This is a genomic window from Bacillus sp. 165 (genome assembly GCF_017742235.1).
GTDB lineage: Bacteria > Bacillota > Bacilli > Bacillales > Bacillaceae_G > JAGHKQ01.
In genome coordinates this window covers 149,231-173,030 of sequence record NZ_JAGHKQ010000006.1, presented here as the reverse complement: position 1 = coordinate 173,030, position 23,800 = coordinate 149,231, and the positions used below count along the sequence as shown (strand labels likewise).

Genomic DNA, 23,800 nt, shown 5'->3' with positions numbered 1-23,800 from the left:
TGGCTGTCTTTTACCTATTATAGCTGAAACGGTTTTGTTTTTCATGCTTTTTCCTAAATTGGCAAGGAAAAACCCCTTGCGATATACAGAAAGTCTCTTTATATATAGCGTTTCGATTGATAGAGGAGATTATGCAATTTTCTTTTATGCATTAAATCGTTCCCATATGCGTTGAGCTTTCTATTCAATGTCTTAACATTATTAGCCGTCCTTTCTCATTTTCAAACACATCAAGAATATTTTTATAGTATTTGGTGATTAGGAAACGTTCATATATAGAAAAAAGGAATAGAGGACAGAAAATTTAGTATGTAAACTATTTTTCTTTTTCTAAATAAAATTTACAATAGAAGATGAAAGAAGAAGAGGGGGAATACATATTGGGGAAGTTATATAGCGCATTGTTGACATTAAGTATTATTTGGGGGACATCTTTTTTGTTTATTAAAATGATGGCTCCGGAACTCGGACCTTGGGGAGTCGTATTTTGGCGCTGCCTGTTTGGGTTTGTGACTTTATTATGCGTTATGTTAATAAGAAAAGAACGTATCCAGTGGGAGCAACTGCCTTTTGGTTGGATTTTTCTAGTTGGTTTAATTAATAATGTGTTGCCGTTTGGGTTTATTGCTATTGGGGAATTAAAAATTTCAAGCAGTATGGCATCGGTTATTAATGCTATGACTCCTATATCAACTGTAATTATAGGTGTTTTACTTTTCGCTGCCCATATTAGAAAAATGCAATGGATAGGAATTTTGTTAGGGTTTACGGGTATTCTTATTTTATTGCAGTTTGATGTGACACAGCTCGTTTCAGGAAGTTTACAAGGAATACTCTTTGTTCTTGCAGCTACCTTTTGCTATGCTTTGGGTACGCATTTGTCCCGTAAATATTTAAGTCATTTGTCAGTGACTGTATTGTCGGCATCTACATTACTGATGGCAAGTGTAATTAGCTTTTTGTTCATGACATTTATGAGCACAGAAGGATTTCGAGGCATTCATTCATATGATATACTGCTATCTCTAGGGGGGCTTGGCATTTTTGGCTCCGGTCTAGCGTATTTGTTGTTTTATTATATGGTGAAGGAAGGAAGCGCAGAATTCGCTACATTTGTGACATATTTAGTACCGGTGTCCGCCATGATTTGGGGAAATATCATATTGGGAGAAAAAATTACTTACCATATGATTTTTGGATTGGTTCTTATTTTTACGGGTGTATATTTATCCACGTTTTCACAAAGGAAAAAGTCGAGCCTAGATAAAACGGCAGCATAGAAAGGATTGTTTATATGAACGATAAAATAGTGTTTTTTGATATTGACGGGACGTTGCTTGATCATGATAAGAAAATTCCAGCGTCTACAAAAGAAGCTGTAAGAAAGCTGCAGGAAAGCGGGATTCATGTCGCTATCGCTACCGGCAGAGCACCGTTTATGTTTGAAGATGTACGTAAGGAATTAAATATCCATAATTATGTAAGCTTTAACGGTCAGTACGTAGTTTTTGAAGAAGAAGAGATTTATAAAAACCCGTTACAGCCACATTTGCTTCAGCACTTCACGGATTTTGCAGCAGAAACAAACATTCCGCTTGTATATCTCGATGAAAAAGAGATGACAGCAACAGTGGAAAACCATTTGTTTATAACCGAAAGCATGGGAAGTCTCCATATGTCGCATCCGCCTTTAAAGCCGGATTTTTACAAAGATCGAGATATATACCAAGCCCTTTTATTTTGTGAAGCAGGAAAAGAAGAACAATTTATTCATGAGTATCCTGACTTTCATTTTATCCGCTGGCATAATTATTCCATGGATATTATCCCAAAGGGAGGGTCTAAAGCGAACGGGATAGAGAAATTTATTGAGCGTCTTGGCTTCAAGCATGACCAAGTATATGCATTTGGCGATGGATTAAATGATATGGAAATGATCCAAACTGTTGGTACAGGTATTGTGATGGGAAATGGCCATGAAGATTTAAAGAAGCTAGGGAAATATGTAACGAAGGATGTTGCAGATGATGGAATCCTTCACGGTTTACAGTGGGCAAAACTATTATAAAACTCTCGTGCAGCGAGAGTTTTTTACGTCTTCTCAAGAACTATTAAGATCTTTTTAGGATTGTATTTTCTTATGTATGAAAAGCAGGTATAATGAAAATAGAAAATGAAAGTCATTCTCATATGATTAATGGGGGAAGCGTTATGGTATTAACGGAGATAAAAAAGGGAGAAGAGGTTACTATTACTGACTTGTCTTCAGTCAGTCCTGCTATACAACGAAGATTACTAGATTTTGGCATAGATGAAGGGACTAAAGTGTGTCTGAAACAGTTGCTTCCATTTCAAGGACCATGCATGATTGAAGTATGTGGTCAGTGCATCAGCTTGCGCCGCAATGAAGCAAATTGCATTGTTGTGGAGGAAGTGTAATGCAGCAAATTGGTTTATTTGGGAATCCAAATACAGGGAAAACATCATTGTTTAATTCATTGACGGGCTCATATGAATATGTAGGAAACTGGAGCGGTGTAACAGTTGAAAAAAAGGTAGGGAAGCTGCGAAAGCGGGAAGGGATACTCATTGATTTACCAGGAGTGTATTCTTTACAGCCTCTATCAAAAGATGAACGAGTTGCAACAAACTTTTTGTTAGCAGAGAAGTTTTCTTCTATTTTAAATATTATAGATGCATCACAATTGGAACGTAATCTTCATTTGACAATTCAATTACTTGAGTACGGCAAGCCTATGATTATTGGCTTGAACATGATAGATGTTGCTAAGGTACGTGGTATAGAAGTCGATTATCGAAAGCTAGAAAAAGAGCTTGGTGTACCGGTGTATCCAATTGTAGCGCGTAAAGAACTTGGTGTTAATACGTTGCTTGAGGTATTGCCGGAGGCTAAACAACATCCGTCATTACTGATACCATATGGTACGATTGTTGAACAAGGCATCCATCGTTTAGCTTCTTTGCTGCCGGAAGGAATACAAGGTTCAAAAAGGTGGTATGCAATTCAAGCGCTTGAAGGAAATGAGATGGTGCTGCAAGAATGGGAAAGAATAGCTCCACCAGCAGCTTGGCGTACTATAATTGCAGAAACAGAAGAAATGATACGGGCACAGCAACCAGCTAAGTCCCTAAAACAGTTTATTTATCAAAAACGTCTTTCATACATTCAAGGAATTTTAGCAGGGTGTGTCACGAAAGAACAGAGGCAAAGGACAACCCTCACTGAGAAAATAGACCAGATTGTAACTCATAAAGCATTGGGTATTCCTATTTTCTTAATATGTATGTTTCTTTTATTTAAGATAACATTTGATTGGGTAGGTACACCTCTTTCTGATATGCTGGACGGATTTATAGCAGGTTCGCTTTCAGATGGGGTAAAGGCCCTGCTTGAGACAATCGGAGCAAATACGTTTATCGAAGCGGTAATATTGGATGGAATTATTGCGGGTGTCGGAGGCGTGCTGGTGTTTGTGCCGCAAATTTTCCTGCTGTTCTTCTTTATTTCCTTGCTTGAAGATTCTGGTTATATGGCGCGTGTTGCCACGGTAATGGATCGGTTAATGGAAAAAGTGGGGTTAAATGGAAAAGCGTTTATTCCGATGATTATTGGGTTCGGATGTAACGTACCAGGAGTAATGGCGGCACGTACCATTGAACAACCTAAGGAGCGTTTGCTGACGATTGTGTTAACGCCGCTAATGTCTTGTTCAGCACGCCTTAGCGTCTATAGTTTGTTTGTAGCTGCTTTTTTTAAAGAACATCAGGCGCTAATTGTACTATCCTTATATGTACTTGGGGTTGTGATGGCATTATTGCTGGCAAAAATCTTTTCATCGACGTTGCTACGCAACGAGGCATCCTATTTTGTTATTGAATTGCCGCCGTATCGCATGCCGCAGTGGAAGACATTGCTTCGCAGTACCTGGGATAAAGGAAAAGGGTTCGTGAAAAAAGCAGGTACGTTTATTTTTGGGGGCTCTGTTCTTATTTGGTTTTTGTCCTATGCAGGACCTGGCGGCTTGAACGTGGAGATGGAAGACAGTTTTTTAGCCTTAATTGGTGGCATAATTGCTCCGCTTTTAATACCGTTAGGATTTGGAACATGGCAAGCAGGAGTGGCCCTTCTTACGGGGTTTTTAGCCAAAGAAGTGGTTGTATCTACGATGAGCATTATTTATAAAACGCCAGATATTGATAAATTACAAGGGTTAATGGGACATTATTTTACGCCACTTGGCGCCTACAGCTTTTTAGTCTTCATGCTGTTATACATCCCATGCTTGGCGACAGTTGCAGTAATTCAAAAAGAAACAGGTTCTAAAAAGTGGACATTCTTTTCTGTCGGTTATGCACTTATCCTTGCCTATGGATTGAGCATTCTTATTTATCAAGTAGGAAAGCTATTGGGATTCCAATAGAAAGTAGGGTGGAATATGGTTAATATCCTAATCGGTGCGCTTATTTTTAGCTATGCAGGCTACTCTTTAGTCAAGTTTGTTAAGAAAAGCAAAAAAGGAAAATGTGCAGCATGTTCCCTTAACACATCATGTGCGGGAAGTTGTGAAGCAAAAAGCGATGTCGTGTGACATCGCTTTTTTGTTATCTCTCAAACGGCATAGCATTTTCTGGAATTGCCAGAGGATTGGTTTGATTAATATGATCGTAGAACATTATACCGTTTAAATGGTCGATTTCGTGCTGGAATACAATTGCTGGAAGCCCTTTTAAACGAAGCTTCAGCTCTTCTCCGTTGATAGATGTGGCTTTAACTGTAATGCGTGCATAGCGAGGCACATAGCCAGGGACAGATCTGTCTACAGATAGGCATCCTTCACCAGATGTTAAATAAGTTCTTTCAACGGAATGACTTATAATCTTTGGATTGAAGAGGGCGTAGCTGTAAAGCTTATCATCATGGTCTGTCACATGTACGGCAATCATGCGTTTGGAAATCCCGATTTGAGGAGCTGCTAGTCCGATGCCAGGGCGCAGCTGGTAATGCGCAGCAAGCTCAGGATTTTGGCTGTTAATGACAAATTCAATCATGCTTTTCAGTGTATGTATATCTTCTTCACTTGGAGGAAGGGGCACTTCTTTTGCAACCTCCCGCAATACGGGATGTCCTTCGCGAATAATATCTTTCATTGTTAACATCTTCTTCTCTCCTTTCTTACATATTAGTCTACCAAAGCTTGTAAAAAAAGTCGAAGTGAAATAATGCGCTTCAGCAGCTGTTAAGAAAAGAACGTGATAATTACGAAATAAAAAAGAAGAAGCACGGAAGATATCCGTGCTCATTTCTCATAGTTTTTTCATATTACATTAATAACGAACGAAAGATGCACCAACGATAATTAAAAGGATGAACAATACAACGATTAAAGCGAAGCCGCCACGCCCGTAGCCGCCACCGCCGTATCCGTATGCTGGAGCTGCGCAAGTCGGTGCTGTATAGCAAGTAGTATATCCGTACATGAGTTTTACCTCCTTTTCATTTCCGCTAAAAGTGCGGTTAGTATAACCTATGAAAATGAACAAAAAATTGTATGGTTATTTGCCTATACCGGTAAAATCAACTGAATAATTTTACAAGATGCAGCGAAAAGATAAATTAAACAATCAATCAGGAGGATCAAATGCGAAGTATTTGTCTAGTTGTCTGGGTATTGTTGCTTTGTTCTTGCGGTGTTTCTGCTGAAGATGGGATTTATAATAAACTGGAAAAAGTGGCTTCACTCGAACGTACCTTTGAACGTGAGCAACAGCCATTAGTAAAACTGGAGCAAGAAGAAAAAGAGGTATACCATCAAATTATTTCATTAGGGATGGGTGAAACGGAAAAACGGAAGGAACTCTCCGCAAAGGCCCAATCTATGCTGGATACTCGTGAGGAGCATTTGAAGAAAGAACGAAACAGTTTGCTTACTTCTAAACAAGAATTCGAAAAAGTAAAGCCGCTAATGAGAAAAGTAAAGGAAGAATCATTAAAAATAAAATCAGCTCAGGTGATAGCTATAATGCAGAAAAGATACGATATTTATGACATTTTATATGGACAATATACAACTGCATTACAAAAGGATCGAGAGCTGTATAAGCTGTTAGAGAAGGATATCTTTGAACTGAAGGAAGTGGAGCGTAAAATCAATGAAATAAATGAAACCTATGTAAAAGTTTTAAAGTTAAATCAAGTATTTAATGTGCATACTGAACAATATAACGATGCCAAAGAGAGGTTTTATAAGGAGAGTGGTTTGAAAATAAAAGTGGAACGTGCCATAGCAGAATAAAGAAAATGTTGTCGAAAAATAGTATTTATTTGCAATGGATGAAATAGTTTATAACACGTATACTCTTCTCTTTAATGAAATGATGAGCAAAGAGGAGAATAGCAGGAAGTATTCATATGTTATTTTAAAATAATAAAACAAAAGGGAGGGGGATAATATAACAGAGTGATTTTGATTACTGATACAGCGTGTTATTTATAGGAATATTATCCATTATAAAATAAGATTTATATTATAGAAAATTGGAATCAAAGTCATTGACGTGAGGAATCGCATTGTTGTAAACTAGAAAACGTACTTAAATGTTGTATTAATTGTTTTAGTGAAAAAATTAGTACAGTTTCTAGAAGGTAACACCTTTACAAACCGGCTACAGTTACAGTCGGTTCATATACTTACACATTTTTTACATGTAGTTTATTTGAAAATGTGATGTCCAATTATATAGAGAGGCAGAGGTGAACGGAATGAGTACTAAAATGAAAAAGTCCCTAATTGATGTAGATCAGCAAATGAAAGCGATCGAAGAAACATTCCAAACATTCCAAATTTTAAATGAAGAAGGTCAAGTTGTTAATGAAGCAGCAATGCCTGAATTGACAGATGAGCAATTAAAAGAATTAATGCGTCGTATGGTTTATACTCGTGTATTAGATCAGCGCTCCATCTCATTGAACCGTCAAGGTCGATTAGGTTTCTACGCGCCCACTGCAGGTCAAGAGGCTTCTCAAATTGCGAGTCATTTTGCTCTTGAAGCTGAAGATTTCATCTTACCGGGCTACCGTGATGTTCCACAAATGATTTGGCATGGTTTGCCGTTATATCAAGCATTCTTATTCTCCCGTGGTCATTTCATGGGCAACCAAATGCCTGAAGGTGTAAATGCGCTTCCACCACAAATCATTATCGGTGCTCAAATTATCCAAACAGCAGGTGTGGCATTAGGCATGAAGCTTCGCGGCAAAAAAGCTGTAGCAGTAACGTATACTGGTGACGGAGGAGCATCTCAAGGTGATTTTTATGAAGGCATGAACTTTGCTGGTGCATTCCAAGCTCCGGCGATTTTCATTGTCCAAAACAACCGCTTTGCTATTTCTACTCCAGTTGAAAAGCAATCTGCAGCGAGAACAATCGCACAAAAAGCAGTAGCTGTTGGTATCCCAGGAATTCAAGTAGATGGTATGGATCCATTAGCAGTTTATGCAGCTGTAAAAGAAGCACGTGAGCGTGCAGTAAATGGAGAAGGTCCAACTTTAATTGAAACTTTAACATTCCGATATGGCCCGCATACAATGGCCGGCGATGACCCGACTCGTTATCGTACAAAAGATGTAGAAAATGAATGGGAAAAGAAAGATCCAATCGTTCGATTCCGTAAGTTTTTAGAAGCAAAAGGCTTGTGGTCGCAAGAAGAAGAAGAAAAAACAATCGAGCAAGCAAAAGAAGATATTAAAGAAGCAATTGCAAAAGCAGACCAAGCACCTAAGCAAAAGGTAACAGACTTGATGAATATCATGTACGAAGAAATGCCTTACAACTTAAAAGAGCAATTTGAAATTTACAAAGAGAAGGAGTCGAAGTAAGCCATGGCGCAAATGACAATGATTCAAGCAATCACCGATGCGTTACGCGTCGAATTAAAAAATGATCCGAACGTAGTCCTGTTTGGAGAAGACGTGGGTGTAAACGGCGGCGTATTCCGTGCAACAGAGGGATTGCAAGCTGAATTCGGTGAACAACGTGTATTTGACACACCACTTGCAGAATCTGGTATTGGAGGTCTTGCGATCGGTTTAGCGTTAGAAGGCTTCCGTCCTGTACCTGAAGTTCAATTCTTCGGCTTTGTCTATGAAGTAATGGATTCTATTTCTGGACAAATGGCTCGTATGCGTTACCGTTCTGGTGGCCGTTGGAATGCGCCAATTACAGTTCGTTCTCCGTTTGGAGGAGGCGTGCATACTCCAGAATTACATGCAGACAGCTTAGAAGGTTTAGTAGCGCAACAGCCAGGATTAAAAGTAGTTATTCCTTCTACTCCGTATGATGCAAAAGGGCTTTTAATCTCAGCAATTCGTGACAACGACCCAGTTATTTATTTAGAGCATATGAAATTATACCGCTCTTTCCGTCAAGAAGTTCCGGAAGGAGAGTATACAATTGAAATCGGAAAAGCTGAAGTGAAACGTGAAGGTAAGGATGTTTCTATCATTAGCTACGGTGCAATGGTTCACGCGGCATTAAAAGCTGCAGAAGAGCTTGAAAAAGAAGGAGTATCTGTAGAAGTAGTAGACCTTCGTACAGTGCAGCCGTTAGATATTGAAACAATTATTGCTTCTGTGGAAAAAACAGGACGCGTTGTCGTTGTACAGGAAGCACAAAAACAAGCAGGTATCGCTGCGAATGTAGTAGCAGAAATCAATGATCGTGCAATCTTGAGCTTAGAGGCTCCTGTTGTTCGTGTTGCGGCAGCGGATACTGTATTCCCATTCTCTCAAGCTGAGAGCGTTTGGTTACCAAACCATAAAGACATCGTAGAAGCTGTTCAAAAAGTAATGAGCTTCTAATTCATGTGAAAGAAATCAGTTGCTCTGATTTCTTTCACACTATTTTATTAACCAACAACTTACAAGGGGATGAAAACCGTGGCATTTGAGTTCAGATTACCAGATATTGGTGAAGGTATTCATGAAGGTGAAATTGTAAAGTGGTTCGTGAAACCTGGCGACGAAGTAGGCGAAGATGATGTACTGTTAGAAGTACAGAACGATAAAGCAGTGGTAGAAATTCCTTCTCCGGTAAAAGGAAAAGTATTGGACATTTTAGTTCAGGAAGGAACAGTGGCAGTAGTAGGAGACGTGCTTGTTAAATTTGACGCTCCAGGATATGAGAACTTGAAGTTCAAGGGCCAAGAAGAGGATGCTCCACAAGCGGAAACAGCACAAGAGGAAGCATCAGTGGCAGAAGCAGCACCAGCAGCGGTAGCTGTAGAGGAAAGTGCACGTGTTATTGCAATGCCATCTGTTCGTAACTATGCTCGCAGACAAGGTGTGAACATCCGTCAAGTACCAGGTACAGGTAAAAATGGACGCGTTCTTAAGAGTGATATCGACACATTCTTGAAAGGCGGAGAAGCAGCAGTTGTGAAAGCAGAAGCACCAGCAGCTCCTGTAGCTCAAGCAGCACCAACTGCAGAAGCAGCACCAGCTCCAACAGCTCAGCCAATTCCTGTAGGAGAATACCCAGAAACTCGCGAGAAGATGAGCGGAATCCGCAAAGCAATCGCAAAAGCAATGGTAAATTCTAAGCATACTGCACCTCATGTTACATTAATGGACGAAGTAGATGTAACAGATTTGGTTGCGCATCGTAAGAAATTCAAAGAAGTAGCAGTGCAAAAGGGTATTAAATTAACGTATTTGCCGTATGTAGTAAAGGCATTAACTTCTGCACTACGCCAATATCCAATTTTAAATACTTCTATGGACGATGCATCACAAGAAATCGTTCACAAGCATTACTATAACATCGGTATTGCAGCAGATACTGACAAAGGTCTTTTAGTACCAGTTGTAAAAGATACAGACCGTAAGTCAATTTTCTCTATTTCTCAAGAAATTAATGAGCTTGCAGCAAAAGCACGTGAAGGCAGACTAGCTCCAGCTGAAATGAAAGGTGCTTCTTGCACAATTACTAATATCGGATCTGCAGGTGGTCAATGGTTCACTCCGGTTATCAACCATCCAGAAGTTGCGATTCTTGGTATCGGTCGTATTGCTGAAAAGCCAGTAGTGAAAAATGGTGAAATTGTAATTGCACCAGTATTAGCATTGTCTTTAAGCTTCGACCATCGTATAATTGACGGTGCAACTGCTCAAAATGCATTAAACCAAATTAAGCGTTTATTGAATGATCCGCAATTATTAGTAATGGAGGCGTAATTCATGGTAGTAGGAGATTTTGCAATCGAATTAGATACAGTCGTTGTTGGTGCAGGCCCAGGAGGATATGTAGCAGCCATCCGTGCTGCGCAATTAGGCCAAAAAGTAGCCATTATTGAAAAGGCGAACCTTGGCGGGGTATGCTTGAACGTAGGATGTATTCCTTCTAAGGCATTAATCGCTGCAGGACATCGTTATGAAACAGCGTTACATTCAACTGATATGGGTATTTCAGCTGAGAATGTGACAGTGGATTTCTCTAAAGTACAAGCTTGGAAAAACAGTGTGGTTAAAAAATTAACCGGCGGTGTGGAAGGTTTGCTAAAGGGAAATAAAGTAGAAATCATTAGAGGAGAAGCTTACTTTAATGATGCAAACACACTGCGTGTAATGACTGAAGACTCAGCACAAACTTACACATTTAAAAACGCGATTCTGGCAACTGGTTCTACACCAATTCAAATTCCAGGATTCAAGTTTTCTCAGCGTGTTATTGACTCTACAGGTGCATTAAGCTTACCGGAAATTCCTAAGAAGCTGGTAGTAATTGGCGGCGGTTATATCGGTATGGAATTAGGAACTGCATATGCGAATTTCGGTACTGAAATCACAATTTTAGAAGCTGGGGACGAAATTTTAGCTGGTTTTGAAAAATCTATGAGCTCCATTGTAAAGCGTGGCTTAAAGAAAAAAGGAAACGTAGAAATTTTCACAAAAGCATTCGGTAAAGACGTTGAAGAACGTGAAGATGGCGTGACAGTTCATTTCGAAGCAAATGGCGAAATGAAATCTATTGATGCTGACTATGTGTTGGTCACAGTTGGTCGCCGTCCAAATACGCAAGAGATTGGTTTAGAGCAAGCTGGCGTAGAACTAACGGAACGTGGTTTAGTGAAAATTGATAAGCAATGCCGTACAAGTGCTTCTAATATTTATGCAATCGGTGATATTGTAGAAGGCCCGCCATTAGCTCATAAGGCTTCTTATGAAGGTAAAATTGCAGCAGAAGCGATTAGCGGCCACCCTGCAGAAATCGACTATTTGGCAATTCCTGCAGTATGCTTCACTGATCCAGAATTAGCTTCTGTAGGATATACAAAGAAACAGGCTGATGAAGAAGGCGTGCAAGTAGTTGTATCTAAGTTCCCATTCGGGGCAAACGGACGTGCATTGTCTCTTAACAGCACAGAAGGATTCGTACAAATTGTTACTCGTAAAGAGGACGGCTTGCTGATTGGAGCGCAAGTAGCAGGTGCAGGAGCATCTGATATCATTTCTGAGTTAGGCTTAGCAATTGAAGCTGGTATGACTGCTGAAGATATCGCTCATACAATTCATGCTCATCCAACATTAGGTGAAATTACAATGGAAGCGGCAGAGGTTGCTCTAGGTATGCCAATTCATATTGTAAAATAAGACAAGCGGATACCTTATTAACTACGATAAAAAAGCACTCTACTTTTGTAGAGTGCTTTTTGTATGGAAAGGCAATACTATCTATACACTATTTTCTTCTATTCCTCTATCCTTTCTCATATATTATACAAACCTTTCAAGTGAAAAAGTACAAGCATTCCTGTAAAAGGAGTTCAGATATATGAAAAAGACAGTCCTTGCATCGACATTCCACAGCTTCATTTGGCTAGGCTTTTCATTGGTGCTGTTTTTCTCCCAACGTGATAAACTGCACTCCAAAGTCATTTTATTTTTTGTATTCGTGTATTTATCTTACATTGTGGCAAACTTTTTCTTTGAAACAAGACGTGCTTCCTTATTATTTACGTTGTTCAGCGCCTTGTTGTTTTTTGCTTTGACAGGAATTGTAACCCTTATTATTGTCATTATGTCTTAACGTTTGTAAAAATACATGATGCGACCGTTGAATAAATGCAGCTCTCCATTTAGTTTTTTTGCAAGAAATCTGCATAATTCATTTGCTTTACCCTTATCCCCAAATGTTGCAGTTGCAGGAAGAGTGATTTGAATAAAGTGCTGCTCCTCCTCTTTTGCCTGTTCTGTTCCTACTCCGACGAAAATCGTATGATAACGATCATGATCTGATTTTAACTGTAAAGTGGATTCAGAGGTATCAATCATTTTGTAAGGAAAGGCAGAATCTCCGTAATTCCAGCCTAGTTGCTGTCCGGTTTGAAAAGTGATTTCTTTATAATATGAGAATAATGTTTTCACATCCTGCAGTGTAATGGTTTGTTTCGCAGAATTGGGTACTAATTTAATAAAAGCATCTTGATTCATCCTAATCCCCCTGTTTAAACGCTGTCGTATCTCTATTTTAACATTCTTTTAAATTTTTTGACAATTATGCGGTTATTTTTCTTTTGTTTAAATCATATAAATAATACTCATTCCACTTTTATAACATAAGAAGGGAGGGGGGACGTATATTTGAAAAATTATATGACGAATATGAAAATGTGAAAGTGCGGTTTATAGGGTTTACTACAAATGATATTCGTTATGACTTTGGTATTGTATATACGAGTATGTTTTTTGGGAAATCACTTGTTGTTTGTATGCAAACATCCCGATCGGCACTTCTTGGTCATGATGATATTGGAAATATAGCACACCTGCAGCAGATCTTCCATATTCAAACATATGAAGAAGCTGCTGAGCTTGCAGAGTTTTTACGATTTTATATTCCAGATGTCTTAGTGGGAGAACAATATGATGGATAGAAAAAGCTGCTGTACACAGCAGCTTTTTCTATGGAAATATATCAATCGATTAGTAAGCAACCTTATGATCTCTCTGGCTTTAAAAAGGCTGAGCCCGAGGGAGAGTGATTTTTGGTACTCCAAATAGAATAGAAGGGACTTTTTTTGTCCACGAGGGTCATTTGATGACACATATAAATCAAATGGTACATAATTAAATAAAAAAATTTTTAATATGTTATACTAATTTGGTATTGACTTAAAAAGTATAGCATATTAATATAGTAGTAGGAAGTAAAGCGGTTACAAAATAAACGAACAAATTGGGGGATTCGAATATGGGAACGATCGTATGTCAAACTTGTAATGAAACAATTGCTCATTTCGAGGACGAAAAAGTAACAGTTTTATATGGTCAATGTTGTACGAATTGTGGTTCTAAATCTCAAGAAAACATGAAAGCGCATAAATAAAGCCTGCATATGCAGGCTTTTTGTTTTTGCTGTAAGTTAAAATACGACAGTCGTATTTCCAGCAGTTGCGATAACAGCATCGTCACGAATAGGACGAATTGCAATTTTTGTTTTGATTTTGGATGGAGAAGTATATTGATTCATCAGACGATAGTCGATACGGGTAATAATGTTAGTCAAATAAGCAGACAAAAAAGCGAATGGAATACGACGTAAATTTAAATTTTCAATAATTTGTTTTTCTGTTTTGATTCCCACGCCATGTCCGTAATACAAATCATCACCTGTATATACTACATTTTCTCCTTGCCATTCCATTGTATCAGGATTGACTTGTGGATTTTTGAAATATGATAAATCACCGGGGATAATTTGCCCTTCTGTTTTTGTTATGAGCTTTAAATCCTTGTCATAATCCCATGTATAAAGCAACAAATTCGAAAATAACAAGTTGAAGGTTTCTTCACTGTACACATCCAAAAGCGCTCTATACAGAAGGACAATCATGGCTGTTGCGCATTCTGTGCCGTACTTTGCTCCATTTTTAAAAATATCAAGAATGGCTTGTGCTGCTTTTTTCCCAGGTTTAAGCTGAAATCCTCCATGCTTAGTTAACTGCCAATATTTTTCGTTGCAGAATGAATATTTGAAGGTTCGGAACTGTATGCCGCTGTTATACAGATCGATGCATGCAAGAACTAAAGCTGCCCTTACGTTTAAATCAAAAGCAAGCTGATCGATAGACTGATAAGTATATACTTCTTGATTGCTTGTCATAGTGCTTAATATTTGCTCTTTCGTATGGAAATAAGTATCGGAATCATTTGTTAAATAGGGATGTACAATTGAACGGCCGATAATAATCATACACTAATCACACCAATACATATAAAGTGAGGCTTTTCAGCGCTGGATGCGCAAGCCATTTTGGGATGTAAACTCCTTATATGGTATGAAGGAGGAAAAAAATCGTGCAAAAAAACCTACCGCTATGCGATAGGTTTATATTCTTTAATAACACGCAATGTGCGTAATTCAGCATCCTCTGGTCCTTGCACAGGGAGGCCTGCTTCTAGGTTTTGTTTTACATAATCGAGATTCTCTTGTGTAATAATTTCACCAGGTGTGAAAATCGGAATGCCTGGTGGGTATACCATTACAAATTCAGCAATAACACGACCAGCAGCCTTTTCTACAGGTACGATTTCTGTTTCTGAATAAAAAGCATCGCGTGGTGAAAGGGCTAAGATAGGAATATCTGGCACATGCACGTTCATGTGGGCATTATTATCAGCTTTATGGCTGTATTCCTCAGATAAATGTTTGAGGGCTTTTACAAGAATGGAAGTTTCCTCTTCTCTGTCACCCAAAGTAATTAAGCAAAGAATATTATATAGATCAGACATTTCTACTTCGATATTGTAATTTTCTCTTAGCCAAAGCTCAGCGTCATGACCGGTAATACCTAACTCTTTAATAGAGATGATGAGCTTGGTAGGATCATAATCAAATTTGGCATCTGTTCCTAATAATTCTTCTCCAGGACAATACAAATGCTCAATTTGGTTTACTTGTTGACGTACATTGTCTGCTAAGCGAATTGTTTCATTAATTAATTGGCGCCCTTCTGTCGCTAGGCGTTTGCGGGCTGTATCTAATGAAGCGAGCAAGATATAGGAAGTTGAAGTTGTTGTGAGCATGCTGATGATTGCTTGCACCCGCTTTACTGATACACGTCCTTCTTTCACATTTAAAATAGAGCTTTGTGTTAATGAACCTCCTAATTTATGCACACTTGTCGCTGCCATATCAGCTCCAGCTTGCATAGCCGAGAGAGGTAAATCCTCATGAAAGTGAATATGAACACCATGGGCTTCGTCCACTAATACAGGTACATCATAAGAGTGCGCCAATTCAACTAGGCTTTTTAAATCAGCAGCAAATCCGAAATATGTTGGATTGATTACAAGCAATCCTTTTGCATCTGGGTGCTCTTCTAATGCTTTTTTCACAGATGGAATGGTAATACCATGAGAAATACCAAGTACAGGGTCTATTTCTGGATGAATGAAGATTGGCATTGCACCTGAAAAAATAATGGCCGACATAACAGATTTATGAACATTTCTCGGTACTAAAATTTTTTCCCCAGGTCCGCATACGCTCATTACCATTGTCATGATTGCTCCGCTTGTTCCTTGAACAGAAAAGAACGTATGATCCGCACCGAATGCTTCAGCCGCTAATTGCTGAGCTTTTTGAATCATACCTTTTGGGTGATGAAGGTCATCCAGTGGAGCAATATTAATCAAATCAATTGATAATGCGTTGTGTCCAATGAACTCCCGGAACTCTGGATCCATTCCTTGTCCTTTTTTATGTCCTGGAATATGGAACTGTACGGGATTTTTTTTGCTGTGTTCGACTAATGCAGTGAACAATGGTGTTTCATGTTGGGACAATCTAACACACTCCTTTATATATCGTTTTTTTATACTGGAACGTATTGTTCTCGTTTGTCAGTGAAATCTCTCTACTGTTAGAGCATTCCCTTTAAAAAGGTAAGAAAGTATAAAAATTTTAAAATTATGCTATACTCTTTCAGTCAAATGTAAGTAGCGCTAAGGCTAATCCGTATATAACAAGATGTGCTCCAGCGGTTTTCATTGTTACAAAACAAAAGAATTATATCACCTGTTGAAGAAGAAGTATATAAAAATTGCAAGAAATTGTTTCGTTTCTTATAGTTAAGAAGGATAACCTCAAAAAACCTCGAAATAGTCGGAGAAAGGAGAGATGACGAAGGTGAATTGGAACACAAGAATAACTGAGATGCTCGGCATCAAATATCCTATTATACAAGGTGGTTTGGCGTATTTAGCATACGCAGATTTGGCAAGTGCAGTGAGTAATGCAGGAGGTTTAGGGCAAATTACAGCTATGAGCTTGCAAACACCAGATGAATTACGAAGTGAAATCACTAAATTGAGAGGTCTGACAGATAAACCGTTTGGTGTCAATTTTGCCATCGGGCAGCATGGCAGAGCATTTGAACATATGCTGGAAGTGGCAGTGGAACAAGAGGTTCCAGTTATCACAATGACTGGAGGTAATCCAACCCCCATTTTTCAACGCTTAGAAGGTGTAAATGTGAAAAAACTTGTTCTTGTTGCTGCAAAACGGCAAGCAGAAAAAGCAGAGGAGCTTGGTGCGGATGCTGTAATGGTTGTGGGACAAGAGGGAGGAGGACATCTTGGGAAAAATGATACGGGTACTATGGTCCTCGTTCCACAAGTAGTTGATGCAGTATCGATCCCTGTTATCGCATCAGGAGGGATTGGAGACGGACGTGGTTTAATGGCTGCCCTTAGTTTAGGAGCGGAAGGCATTGAGATGGGTACACGCTTTATTGCGACGCAAGAGTGTATTCATGCTCATAAAATCTATAAGGATGCATTGGTAAATGGTTCAGAAAATGATACAGTAGTCATAAAAAGGAGTATTGGTGCCCCTGCACGCGTGATTCATAATTCATGGACAGAAAAAATATTAGCGTTAGAGGAACAAGAAGTTGGCTATGAAGGCTTAAAGGAATACATAAGCGGAACTGCAAATCGCAAATACATATATGAAGGAAACGAAATGGAAGGTTTTGCATGGGCCGGACAAGTAATGGGGAGAATTAAAGACATCCCGACAGTGCAAGAGTTGTTTGCGCGCATGATTAAAGAAGCAGAAGAAATTCGAACAAGATACAGTAAGTGAGGTGATAATGATGGATTATCAGTATCCTCTTGATTATCATTGGTCAACAAAGGAAATTGTTGATGTCATCAAATTTTATGAAAGTGTGGAACAAGCATATGAACAAGGTATCAGCCGTTTGCAATTGATGGATGCATACCGCCGTTTTAAGGAAATTGTACCAAGTAAAGCGGAAGAAAAGAAGATTGATGCGGCATTTGAAGAAATTACAGGATATTCTTTATATCGTGCTGTACAAAAAGCAAAAACAAAAGAAATTGAAAAAATTATTAAAATGTAAAAATATTTTGACAACTAATCAGCATATGATATAATAGAACGACAACGCAAAAACGGACAATAATTATTGTCCGTTTTTTCTACCTAAACAGAAGCGGTTAGCTTGTATAGGGGAATTAATGTATGAAACGTTTCCTTTACAAGATTTACAAACTGCTCGTCGTTTAGATTAACTGCATCTTCTTTTCGTAAGTGAATTCCACAAAGTAGTTCAGCTTTCTTGACTGTGGCAAGTCTATTGAACATTTCGTCAAGTTCTTCTGCAGAAAGAGTATTTTGTGTTTTAGCCGTTGGCTTTGTGTGATCAACAGACCAAACAAAGTGGGGGGGAATGCATTGTTTTATAGAATCTAAATGAAAAGAAAATGCTCTTGCGTATTCTGATTTTTGAGGGCATTCATAAATTAGACCGAAATAGATAAAAATGTGACTGTTCCATAGACCAATTTGAAAATGCGGCAGCATTTTATATCCTCGTTTATTAGTTGCGAAAGCTACCCACGTATCATTAGGGGGATTGACACTACGTCTCGCATGTTTAGCGACATGTGGAAAAACATCTTCACCTAATGCTTCAGTAAAAAATGGGGCGAAATAAAGTCCAAGTGCCTCGAGTTTCGGACGAATATGCTCTTTTATTTGATTCATCCTTTCATCCAGCCCATTAATTTCAAACACTTGAAAGTCTTGTCGTTCAAAAGATAAAGATTTCATTTTCATCCTCCAAAAAAGCCATTTACACCCTATTTTAACACAGCCTGTCCGATTCGAAAAAAAATATAGGTAAAAATACAAATTTGTTGCATAGAGGATTTATCCCACATAATATGATATAAAAAATCAGAAAATTTAGTCAAATGAAAGTCGATGGCAATATAAAAAAATGGGAGGAGGCAAATATCATGAGACAAGTGATTAACGCGCTAAAAAGAACAGACGCTGAAAAAAGAATTCCAGTGTTGCGTTTAGAGTTGGATTATGAATTAGCAACACTGTACGATGCGATGATGGAAAATGATGAAAACAAAAAAGATGAAAGCAAAAAGAAATTGGAACTACTTCGACTTGAAATGATCCGCCTAGAAGCGTAATAATATGTTATGAACGAATACCTATTTTGGTGCGAACCTATGTATGAGGTTCGTTTTTTCTGTGAACGTTAAATGCATAGAATTTTTTATACGGAGTGTTTGCAAATGGTACAACAAAACTGGCGCGAAATTGAAAAAAAAGCAAAAGAATGGATTAAAGAAGCAGGGGCTCTCATCCTGTCCTCCTTCACACAGGAACTTGTCATCGAGACAAAATCAAATGCCTCTGATCTTGTAACGCATATGGACAGGCAAGTGGAGCAATTCTTTATTAAAAAAATTCAAGCAGAATATCCTGACCATTATATTTTAGGTGAAGAAGGTTACGGTGATACGCTTATCTCTTCGCAAGGAACAATCTGGCTAATTGATCCTATTGACGGTACTATGAATTTTGTGCATCAACAACGCAATTTTGCGGTATCTATCGGTATTTATCATAACGGAGTGGGAAAGGTTGGATTAGTATACGATCCTGTACATAATGAATTGTATCATGCAGTAAAGGGAGAAGGGGCATTTTGTAATGAGGTACAGATACCAGTTCTTCAACCGAGTACCGTTGCAAAAGGCGTTGTTTGTGTGAATGCGACCTGGCTGACTCCAAACTCCTATTTAAACCACGTCAAAATGGCTGAGCTTGTAAAGTGTGCAAGGGGAACACGTTCTTATGGATGTGCAGCATTAGAATTTGTATATGTTGCGACTGGTCGAGTGGATGCTTATGTGAGTCCGAGGTTATCTCCTTGGGACTTTGGTGGCGGAGCAGTGATTGTGGAAGAAGTGGGGGGGATTGCAAGCACATTTGAAGGGAAAATGTTGAATATAATAGAAAAAAGCAGTGTGCTTGTAGCACGGCCTCATGTGTATGAAGAAATTTTGAAGCATTATGTTTCATAAAAAAATCACTCAGTTTATGAGTGATTTTTGTTTTTGAAATACGGTATGAAATAGTGCTATTTTGTGACAGCAGCTTATTTAAGACTATTGTGTTTTTTGAGAATTTTTTAGTTTTCGCTTCGTCATAAATCCATATCCAATAGTCGCGAGTGTGCCTGCTATAGCTAAGAGAACTCCGATTGTACTTTTTTCTGCAATCATAATACCAATTAAAATCATAAATAAAACACCAATCATAGCAATTACTAAAAAACGATACTGAATATTCTCCATTTTTCGACCCTCCACATGAACATTTTACCGTACTTAGAAACAAAAGCGCAATGAAAATTCTGTTCATACGACGAGTAAGCTAACCTCGGTAGAATTTGCTTACCATCTTTTTATCATAGCGTTATAATACTGTGTCTCTAATCATAAATGTAAGTATTTTAATATATACTTGCTTCTGCCAAATACATTCACTTTTACAAATGGACTTTGTATGGTAAAGTAGGAAAGGATGTAGAAAAATGTATAACAAAATAGGAGTGGACAAACTTGAAAAAACGAGAAGATATCCGCAACATAGCGATTATCGCGCACGTTGACCACGGAAAAACGACACTGGTTGACCAATTACTTCGTCAAGCCGGGACATTTCGTTCAAATGAACATGTAGAGGAACGCGCAATGGATTCCAATGATTTAGAAAGAGAGCGCGGAATTACAATTTTAGCGAAAAACACTGCCATTAACTACGATGGAATTCGTATTAACATATTAGATACTCCAGGACATGCTGACTTCGGGGGAGAAGTAGAACGCATCATGCGAATGGTTGATGGTGTTCTACTTGTTGTCGATGCATATGAAGGATGTATGCCGCAAACACGATTTGTATTGAAGAAAGCATTGGAGCAAAATTTAACACCGATTGTTGTTGTAAACAAAATTGATCGCGATTTTGCAAGACCAGAAGAAGTAGTGGATGAAGTGCTGGACCTATTCATTGAACTTGGTGCAAATGAAGAACAGTTGGAATTCCCGGTTGTTTATGCATCAGGAATTAACGGTACAGCAAGTTTAGAACCGAATGTGGAAAGTCAAGAAGAGAACATGAAGTGCTTATTTGATACAATTGTAGAACAAATCCCTTCTCCGATTGATAACAGTGATGAGCCGCTTCAATTTCAAATAGCATTGCTAGACTATAATGATTATGTAGGTCGTATTGGTATTGGCCGTGTATTCCGCGGAACGATGCAAGTGGGTCAGCAGGTTGCCCTTATGAAATTAGATGGCTCTGTTAAGCAATTCCGAGTAACAAAAATGTTTGGCTTTATTGGACTGAAGAGAGTAGAAATTCAAGAAGCAAAAGCTGGGGATCTAATAGCTGTATCAGGTATGGAAGACATCAACGTGGGGGAAACTGTATGTCCTGTTGAACATCAAGATGCACTTCCGGTACTTCGCATTGATGAGCCTACTCTGCAAATGACGTTTCTTGTGAACAACAGTCCATTTGCGGGACGCGAAGGCAAGTATGTAACATCTCGTAAAATTGAAGAACGTCTTCGTCAACAATTGCAAACGGATGTAAGCTTGCGTGTAGAGAATACAGAGTCTCCTGATGCGTGGATTGTATCGGGACGCGGAGAACTGCATTTATCCATCTTGATTGAAAATATGCGTCGTGAAGGCTATGAACTGCAAGTGTCTAAGCCTGAGGTTATTATTAGAGAGATTGACGGTGTAAGATGTGAACCAGTGGAACGTGTACAAATCGATGTTCCAGAAGAACATACAGGTTCCATTATGGAATCAATGGGAGCACGAAAAGGTGAAATGATTGATATGATCAACAGCGGTACTGGTCAAGTACGCTTGATCTTTATGGTTCCTGCACGTGGATTAATCGGTTATACAACAGAGTTCTTAACGCTGACACGAGGTTATGGTATTTTAAACCATTCCTTTGACAGTTATCAGCCGATGCAGCCGGGACAAGTCGGTGGTCGCCGTCAAGGGGTACTTGTTTCAATGGAAACAGGAAAAGCATCCCAATATGGAATTATGGGTGTAGAAGATCGTGGGATTATCTTTGTTGAGCCAGCAACGGAAGTATATGAAGGAATGATCGTGGGAGAGCATACACGCGAGAACGATTTGACAGTTAATATTGTTAAGGTAAAACATGCAACAAACATTCGCTCTGCTAATAAAGATCAAACTACAACGATGAAAAAGCCTCGTATTATGACACTGGAGGAATCGTTAGAGTACTTGAATGAAGATGAGTATTGTGAAGTAACACCGGAATCCATTCGCTTGCGTAAAAAGCTGCTTGACAAAAATGAACGTGAAAGAGCTGCGAAGAAAAAGAAATACGCTGAAATGGGTCAATAATGAAAAAGCCTCCGCTTAGCGGCGGCTTTTTTTAAAAGAGCCAAGTTTTTTAGGGAGTCTGTATATTTTCACTAGACAGGCAAGGGGAGGCAAGGTACTCTTATAGTAGAAAGATGCAGGGAGGAAAGGCGCAATGATGGAACGAATGTCGTTTTTTGCAAAGCTCTATGGTGTAGACCATAATCCGGATGTGGGGATGTGGCTTCTATACGGAACAATAATCGCGTTATGTGTGATTGTATATAATCTTGGTTTTGCAAGGAAATTATCAATTTTAAAGAATGTAATTGTATATACTGTACTTGTACTAGGATGCACAGTTTTAACGTTTTTAGGGGTGTTTCTGCCAGTGGCAGAAGGGTTGGTACTGGCTGCAATCGTTCTCGGGATTTATAAGCTTCGTCTGTATCAACATAAAAGGCAAGCAGGATAAAAGGAGGAGTCCGAATGCGTTCTGTTCAAGATGCTTTGTACAATTGGCTTACTATCAAAGTTGTGGCAGAAGCAAGGCCGGATGATAACGCTGCTCAAGAAACGTACGAGCTGTTTGATTCCATGTTAAAAGAGGATCATGGAATTACATCTGTGGTAATCGAAAAACGGGAGGAAATGTATCTTATCACTTACGACATGCAGGGGATAACAAAGTCGACTCGGTTTCCAACAGAGCTTATTGATTGCTACTTAGACCAAATGAATCGTGAACCCGAAAAATTTCAAAACTATCCAAAATAAGCCCTCGTTCTAACGGACAAGGGCTTTTTGATTATTATAGAAAAAAGGAAGGCAGAGGGCATATACTGCATGTCCTCCAGTCCATAGTAGAAATGCTGGAATATTCGTTGGTGCCGGTGTCTCTTCTATAGCAAGTATAGTTAAAGGGAAATATAAAAAAACGGCTGAAACTGTCAGCAAAAAAGACAAAAGGTATTGGTTCCCTTTCCAAATATACTCCACCATATATACAAACGTAATACCTATGCACAAAGAAACGAGTAGATGAAACATAAACTCTGCATATTCAGGCCAGTCTACGCTTCCTATAAAAGGAATAAAGTCTATATTTAATAATAATCTATATACTTTAATAGAGGAAAGTGTTTCCATAATCTTTAAGATAAATCCAAGCAGAATGCCGCTAAACAATCCTGTAAATAGCCCTCTTTTCACCAAATTACCATTCCTCTTCCAGTTGTTTATCACGGTATAACTTGAATTTTCCACTAGCAAGACGCTCTTTTGTCCGTTGCTCAATCCGTTCTTGGCATCGGTTACACATAAATGTATGAATCGGCCGGTTGCGAAGACGCTTCGCCAGTAAGGTTTCGTTTTCAATAGTATGTATTTCATCACAAAGTACGCATTTAACTCTCATTTTTGTCACCTCAACTTACACATTAATATCAGCCTCTCTATTATATACTGATTTTCTATTTCAGCCAAAAAATAAATATTTTCATAATTCTAAAAAAAGAGTATGATAAACTTATAAACCTTTTGGGAGGTGTTTGTATGGCAAATGTAGTAGAACCAAAATTGACAGACGATTTAGTCCAAGCGTTGCAAGAAGAGCGTCTTGTGACTATCGCCACTATTGATCATGAAACAGGATCTCCAAATGTGAGCGTTATTTCGTGGGTATATGCTATAAGTGAAGATACTGTACGTCTCGCGGTAGATCAGCGTTCACGTATTGTTGCCAACATTCGCAGTAATTCTTCCATTGTTCTTACAGTAATGGCGGATGAATCTGTATATTCTATAAGCGGCGTAGCCTCTATCCGAGCTGAACGCTTAGAAGGTGTGCCTTTAAAACTCTCACTTGTGGAAATAAAAGTGAAAGAAGTACGCGATGTGATGTTTTATGGATCGAAAATTGCTGTAGAGCCCAAATATGAAAAAACATATGATCCTCGTGCGGCTGCCAAACTTGATAATCAAGTACTGCAGGCAATAAAAGGGTTTTGATACATG

30 protein-coding genes are annotated in these 23,800 nt (G+C 38.7%); 21 read left to right on the top strand and 9 right to left on the bottom strand.

Features of this window, described 5'->3' with window-relative positions:
- Positions 1 to 380 precede the first annotated feature (380 nt).
- The 5 genes from J7Q84_RS11565 to J7Q84_RS11545 all read left to right on the top strand — a co-directional run bounded on the left by J7Q84_RS11565 (position 381) and on the right by J7Q84_RS11545 (position 4,610).
- Positions 381 to 1,280: a DMT family transporter gene (locus tag J7Q84_RS11565; RefSeq protein WP_209094710.1), complete on the top strand. Its 900-nt coding sequence runs from the start codon at positions 381 to 383 to the stop codon at positions 1,278 to 1,280.
- A gap of 14 nt (positions 1,281 to 1,294) precedes the next feature.
- Positions 1,295 to 2,068, top strand: a complete 774-nt coding sequence (locus J7Q84_RS11560) for a Cof-type HAD-IIB family hydrolase (protein WP_209094709.1) — start codon at positions 1,295 to 1,297, stop codon at positions 2,066 to 2,068.
- Between the two features lie 92 nt (positions 2,069 to 2,160).
- Positions 2,161 to 2,439 carry a FeoA family protein gene (locus tag J7Q84_RS11555; RefSeq protein ID WP_247739209.1) on the top strand — a complete coding sequence of 93 codons (279 nt, stop codon included), beginning with the start codon at positions 2,161 to 2,163 and terminating at the stop codon, positions 2,437 to 2,439.
- The gene (gene feoB, locus J7Q84_RS11550) at positions 2,439 to 4,442 is read left to right on the top strand and encodes a ferrous iron transport protein B (protein ID WP_209094708.1); all 2,004 of its coding nucleotides are present in this window, start codon (positions 2,439 to 2,441) and stop codon (positions 4,440 to 4,442) included. The genes J7Q84_RS11555 and feoB overlap by 1 nt, the downstream gene beginning before the upstream one ends.
- Positions 4,443 to 4,457: 15 nt before the next feature.
- Complete coding sequence (locus J7Q84_RS11545; protein WP_209094707.1) at positions 4,458 to 4,610, top strand: FeoB-associated Cys-rich membrane protein; 153 nt, start codon at positions 4,458 to 4,460, stop codon at positions 4,608 to 4,610.
- A 13-nt stretch (positions 4,611 to 4,623) separates the two neighbouring features.
- Here J7Q84_RS11545 and def read toward each other — a convergent pair whose 3' ends face one another.
- Positions 4,624 to 5,178: a peptide deformylase gene (gene def / locus J7Q84_RS11540; RefSeq protein ID WP_209094706.1), complete on the bottom strand. Its 555-nt coding sequence runs from the start codon at positions 5,176 to 5,178 to the stop codon at positions 4,624 to 4,626.
- Between the two features lie 168 nt (positions 5,179 to 5,346).
- Positions 5,347 to 5,499, bottom strand: coding sequence for a YjcZ family sporulation protein (locus J7Q84_RS11535; protein WP_209094705.1), 153 nt, complete (start codon positions 5,497 to 5,499; stop codon positions 5,347 to 5,349).
- Between the two features lie 161 nt (positions 5,500 to 5,660).
- Between J7Q84_RS11535 and J7Q84_RS11530 the strand changes: the two genes are divergently transcribed.
- From J7Q84_RS11530 to J7Q84_RS11505, 6 genes are all read left to right on the top strand, one after another.
- A complete protein-coding gene (locus J7Q84_RS11530) occupies positions 5,661 to 6,314 on the top strand; it encodes a YkyA family protein (protein WP_209094704.1) in 654 nt (217 codons plus the stop codon).
- A gap of 467 nt (positions 6,315 to 6,781) precedes the next feature.
- Positions 6,782 to 7,897, top strand: coding sequence for a pyruvate dehydrogenase (acetyl-transferring) E1 component subunit alpha (gene pdhA, locus J7Q84_RS11525; protein ID WP_209094703.1), 1,116 nt, complete (start codon positions 6,782 to 6,784; stop codon positions 7,895 to 7,897).
- A 3-nt stretch (positions 7,898 to 7,900) separates the two neighbouring features.
- Complete coding sequence (locus J7Q84_RS11520) at positions 7,901 to 8,878, top strand: alpha-ketoacid dehydrogenase subunit beta (protein WP_209094702.1); 978 nt, start codon at positions 7,901 to 7,903, stop codon at positions 8,876 to 8,878.
- A gap of 78 nt (positions 8,879 to 8,956) precedes the next feature.
- Positions 8,957 to 10,252, top strand: a complete 1,296-nt coding sequence (locus J7Q84_RS11515) for a dihydrolipoamide acetyltransferase family protein (RefSeq protein ID WP_209094701.1) — start codon at positions 8,957 to 8,959, stop codon at positions 10,250 to 10,252.
- 3 nt (positions 10,253 to 10,255) lie between these two features.
- Positions 10,256 to 11,668: a dihydrolipoyl dehydrogenase gene (lpdA, locus tag J7Q84_RS11510; protein ID WP_209094700.1), complete on the top strand. Its 1,413-nt coding sequence runs from the start codon at positions 10,256 to 10,258 to the stop codon at positions 11,666 to 11,668.
- Positions 11,669 to 11,849: 181 nt separating this feature from the next.
- Positions 11,850 to 12,104 (top strand): hypothetical protein, encoded by a 255-nt coding sequence (locus J7Q84_RS11505; protein ID WP_209094699.1) that lies wholly within the window; start codon positions 11,850 to 11,852, stop codon positions 12,102 to 12,104.
- Here the strand turns inward: J7Q84_RS11505 and J7Q84_RS11500 are convergent.
- Positions 12,101 to 12,508, bottom strand: coding sequence for a DUF1885 family protein (locus J7Q84_RS11500; protein ID WP_209094698.1), 408 nt, complete (start codon positions 12,506 to 12,508; stop codon positions 12,101 to 12,103). The two genes, J7Q84_RS11505 and J7Q84_RS11500, sit on opposite strands and share 4 nt — an antisense overlap.
- Before the next feature lie 146 nt (positions 12,509 to 12,654).
- Here J7Q84_RS11500 and J7Q84_RS11495 point away from each other — a divergent pair, with 146 nt between their 5' ends.
- Positions 12,655 to 12,951 carry a DUF3055 domain-containing protein gene (locus J7Q84_RS11495; RefSeq protein ID WP_209094788.1) on the top strand — a complete coding sequence of 99 codons (297 nt, stop codon included), beginning with the start codon at positions 12,655 to 12,657 and terminating at the stop codon, positions 12,949 to 12,951.
- 317 nt (positions 12,952 to 13,268) lie between these two features.
- A complete protein-coding gene (locus J7Q84_RS11490; protein ID WP_209094697.1) occupies positions 13,269 to 13,403 on the top strand; it encodes a GapA-binding peptide SR1P in 135 nt (44 codons plus the stop codon).
- 36 nt (positions 13,404 to 13,439) lie between these two features.
- Here the strand turns inward: J7Q84_RS11490 and J7Q84_RS11485 are convergent, their stop codons facing one another.
- Positions 13,440 to 14,270 carry a protein-glutamine gamma-glutamyltransferase gene (locus J7Q84_RS11485; protein WP_209094696.1) on the bottom strand — a complete coding sequence of 277 codons (831 nt, stop codon included), beginning with the start codon at positions 14,268 to 14,270 and terminating at the stop codon, positions 13,440 to 13,442.
- A 122-nt stretch (positions 14,271 to 14,392) separates the two neighbouring features.
- A complete protein-coding gene (locus J7Q84_RS11480) occupies positions 14,393 to 15,865 on the bottom strand; it encodes an aminotransferase class I/II-fold pyridoxal phosphate-dependent enzyme (protein WP_209094695.1) in 1,473 nt (490 codons plus the stop codon).
- 343 nt (positions 15,866 to 16,208) lie between these two features.
- On the opposite strand from J7Q84_RS11480, the gene J7Q84_RS11475 reads away from it, so the two are divergent.
- On the top strand, positions 16,209 to 17,168 hold the full coding sequence (locus J7Q84_RS11475) for an NAD(P)H-dependent flavin oxidoreductase (protein ID WP_209094787.1): 960 nt from the start codon (positions 16,209 to 16,211) through the stop codon (positions 17,166 to 17,168).
- Positions 17,169 to 17,178: 10 nt separating this feature from the next.
- Positions 17,179 to 17,448 (top strand): UPF0223 family protein, encoded by a 270-nt coding sequence (locus J7Q84_RS11470; RefSeq protein ID WP_209094786.1) that lies wholly within the window; start codon positions 17,179 to 17,181, stop codon positions 17,446 to 17,448.
- Positions 17,449 to 17,531: 83 nt separating this feature from the next.
- Here the strand turns inward: J7Q84_RS11470 and J7Q84_RS11465 are convergent, their stop codons facing one another.
- Complete coding sequence (locus tag J7Q84_RS11465) at positions 17,532 to 18,161, bottom strand: YktB family protein (RefSeq protein ID WP_209094694.1); 630 nt, start codon at positions 18,159 to 18,161, stop codon at positions 17,532 to 17,534.
- A gap of 188 nt (positions 18,162 to 18,349) precedes the next feature.
- On the opposite strand from J7Q84_RS11465, the gene J7Q84_RS11460 reads away from it, so the two are divergent.
- Positions 18,350 to 18,538, top strand: a complete 189-nt coding sequence (locus J7Q84_RS11460) for a hypothetical protein (protein WP_209094693.1) — start codon at positions 18,350 to 18,352, stop codon at positions 18,536 to 18,538.
- Between the two features lie 105 nt (positions 18,539 to 18,643).
- The gene (locus J7Q84_RS11455; protein ID WP_209094692.1) at positions 18,644 to 19,438 is read left to right on the top strand and encodes an inositol monophosphatase family protein; all 795 of its coding nucleotides are present in this window, start codon (positions 18,644 to 18,646) and stop codon (positions 19,436 to 19,438) included.
- An 84-nt stretch (positions 19,439 to 19,522) separates the two neighbouring features.
- Here the strand turns inward: J7Q84_RS11455 and J7Q84_RS11450 are convergent, their stop codons facing one another.
- Positions 19,523 to 19,711 carry a DUF5325 family protein gene (locus J7Q84_RS11450; RefSeq protein WP_209094691.1) on the bottom strand — a complete coding sequence of 63 codons (189 nt, stop codon included), beginning with the start codon at positions 19,709 to 19,711 and terminating at the stop codon, positions 19,523 to 19,525.
- Between the two features lie 267 nt (positions 19,712 to 19,978).
- Here J7Q84_RS11450 and typA point away from each other — a divergent pair, with 267 nt between their 5' ends.
- From typA to J7Q84_RS11435, 3 genes are all read left to right on the top strand, one after another.
- Entirely contained in the window at positions 19,979 to 21,826 is a 1,848-nt protein-coding gene (typA, locus tag J7Q84_RS11445) for a translational GTPase TypA (RefSeq protein ID WP_209094690.1), read from the top strand.
- 133 nt (positions 21,827 to 21,959) lie between these two features.
- Positions 21,960 to 22,259 (top strand): YlaH-like family protein, encoded by a 300-nt coding sequence (locus tag J7Q84_RS11440; protein ID WP_209094689.1) that lies wholly within the window; start codon positions 21,960 to 21,962, stop codon positions 22,257 to 22,259.
- Positions 22,260 to 22,273: 14 nt separating this feature from the next.
- The gene (locus J7Q84_RS11435) at positions 22,274 to 22,561 is read left to right on the top strand and encodes a hypothetical protein (RefSeq protein ID WP_209094688.1); all 288 of its coding nucleotides are present in this window, start codon (positions 22,274 to 22,276) and stop codon (positions 22,559 to 22,561) included.
- A 9-nt stretch (positions 22,562 to 22,570) separates the two neighbouring features.
- On the opposite strand, the gene J7Q84_RS11430 is transcribed toward J7Q84_RS11435, so the two are convergent.
- Positions 22,571 to 22,996: a hypothetical protein gene (locus J7Q84_RS11430; RefSeq protein ID WP_348519848.1), complete on the bottom strand. Its 426-nt coding sequence runs from the start codon at positions 22,994 to 22,996 to the stop codon at positions 22,571 to 22,573.
- A 4-nt stretch (positions 22,997 to 23,000) separates the two neighbouring features.
- Positions 23,001 to 23,201, bottom strand: coding sequence for a YlaI family protein (locus tag J7Q84_RS11425; protein WP_209094686.1), 201 nt, complete (start codon positions 23,199 to 23,201; stop codon positions 23,001 to 23,003).
- A 137-nt stretch (positions 23,202 to 23,338) separates the two neighbouring features.
- Here J7Q84_RS11425 and J7Q84_RS11420 point away from each other — a divergent pair, with 137 nt between their 5' ends.
- Entirely contained in the window at positions 23,339 to 23,794 is a 456-nt protein-coding gene (locus J7Q84_RS11420) for a pyridoxamine 5'-phosphate oxidase family protein (protein WP_209094685.1), read from the top strand.
- Positions 23,795 to 23,800 lie beyond the last annotated feature (6 nt).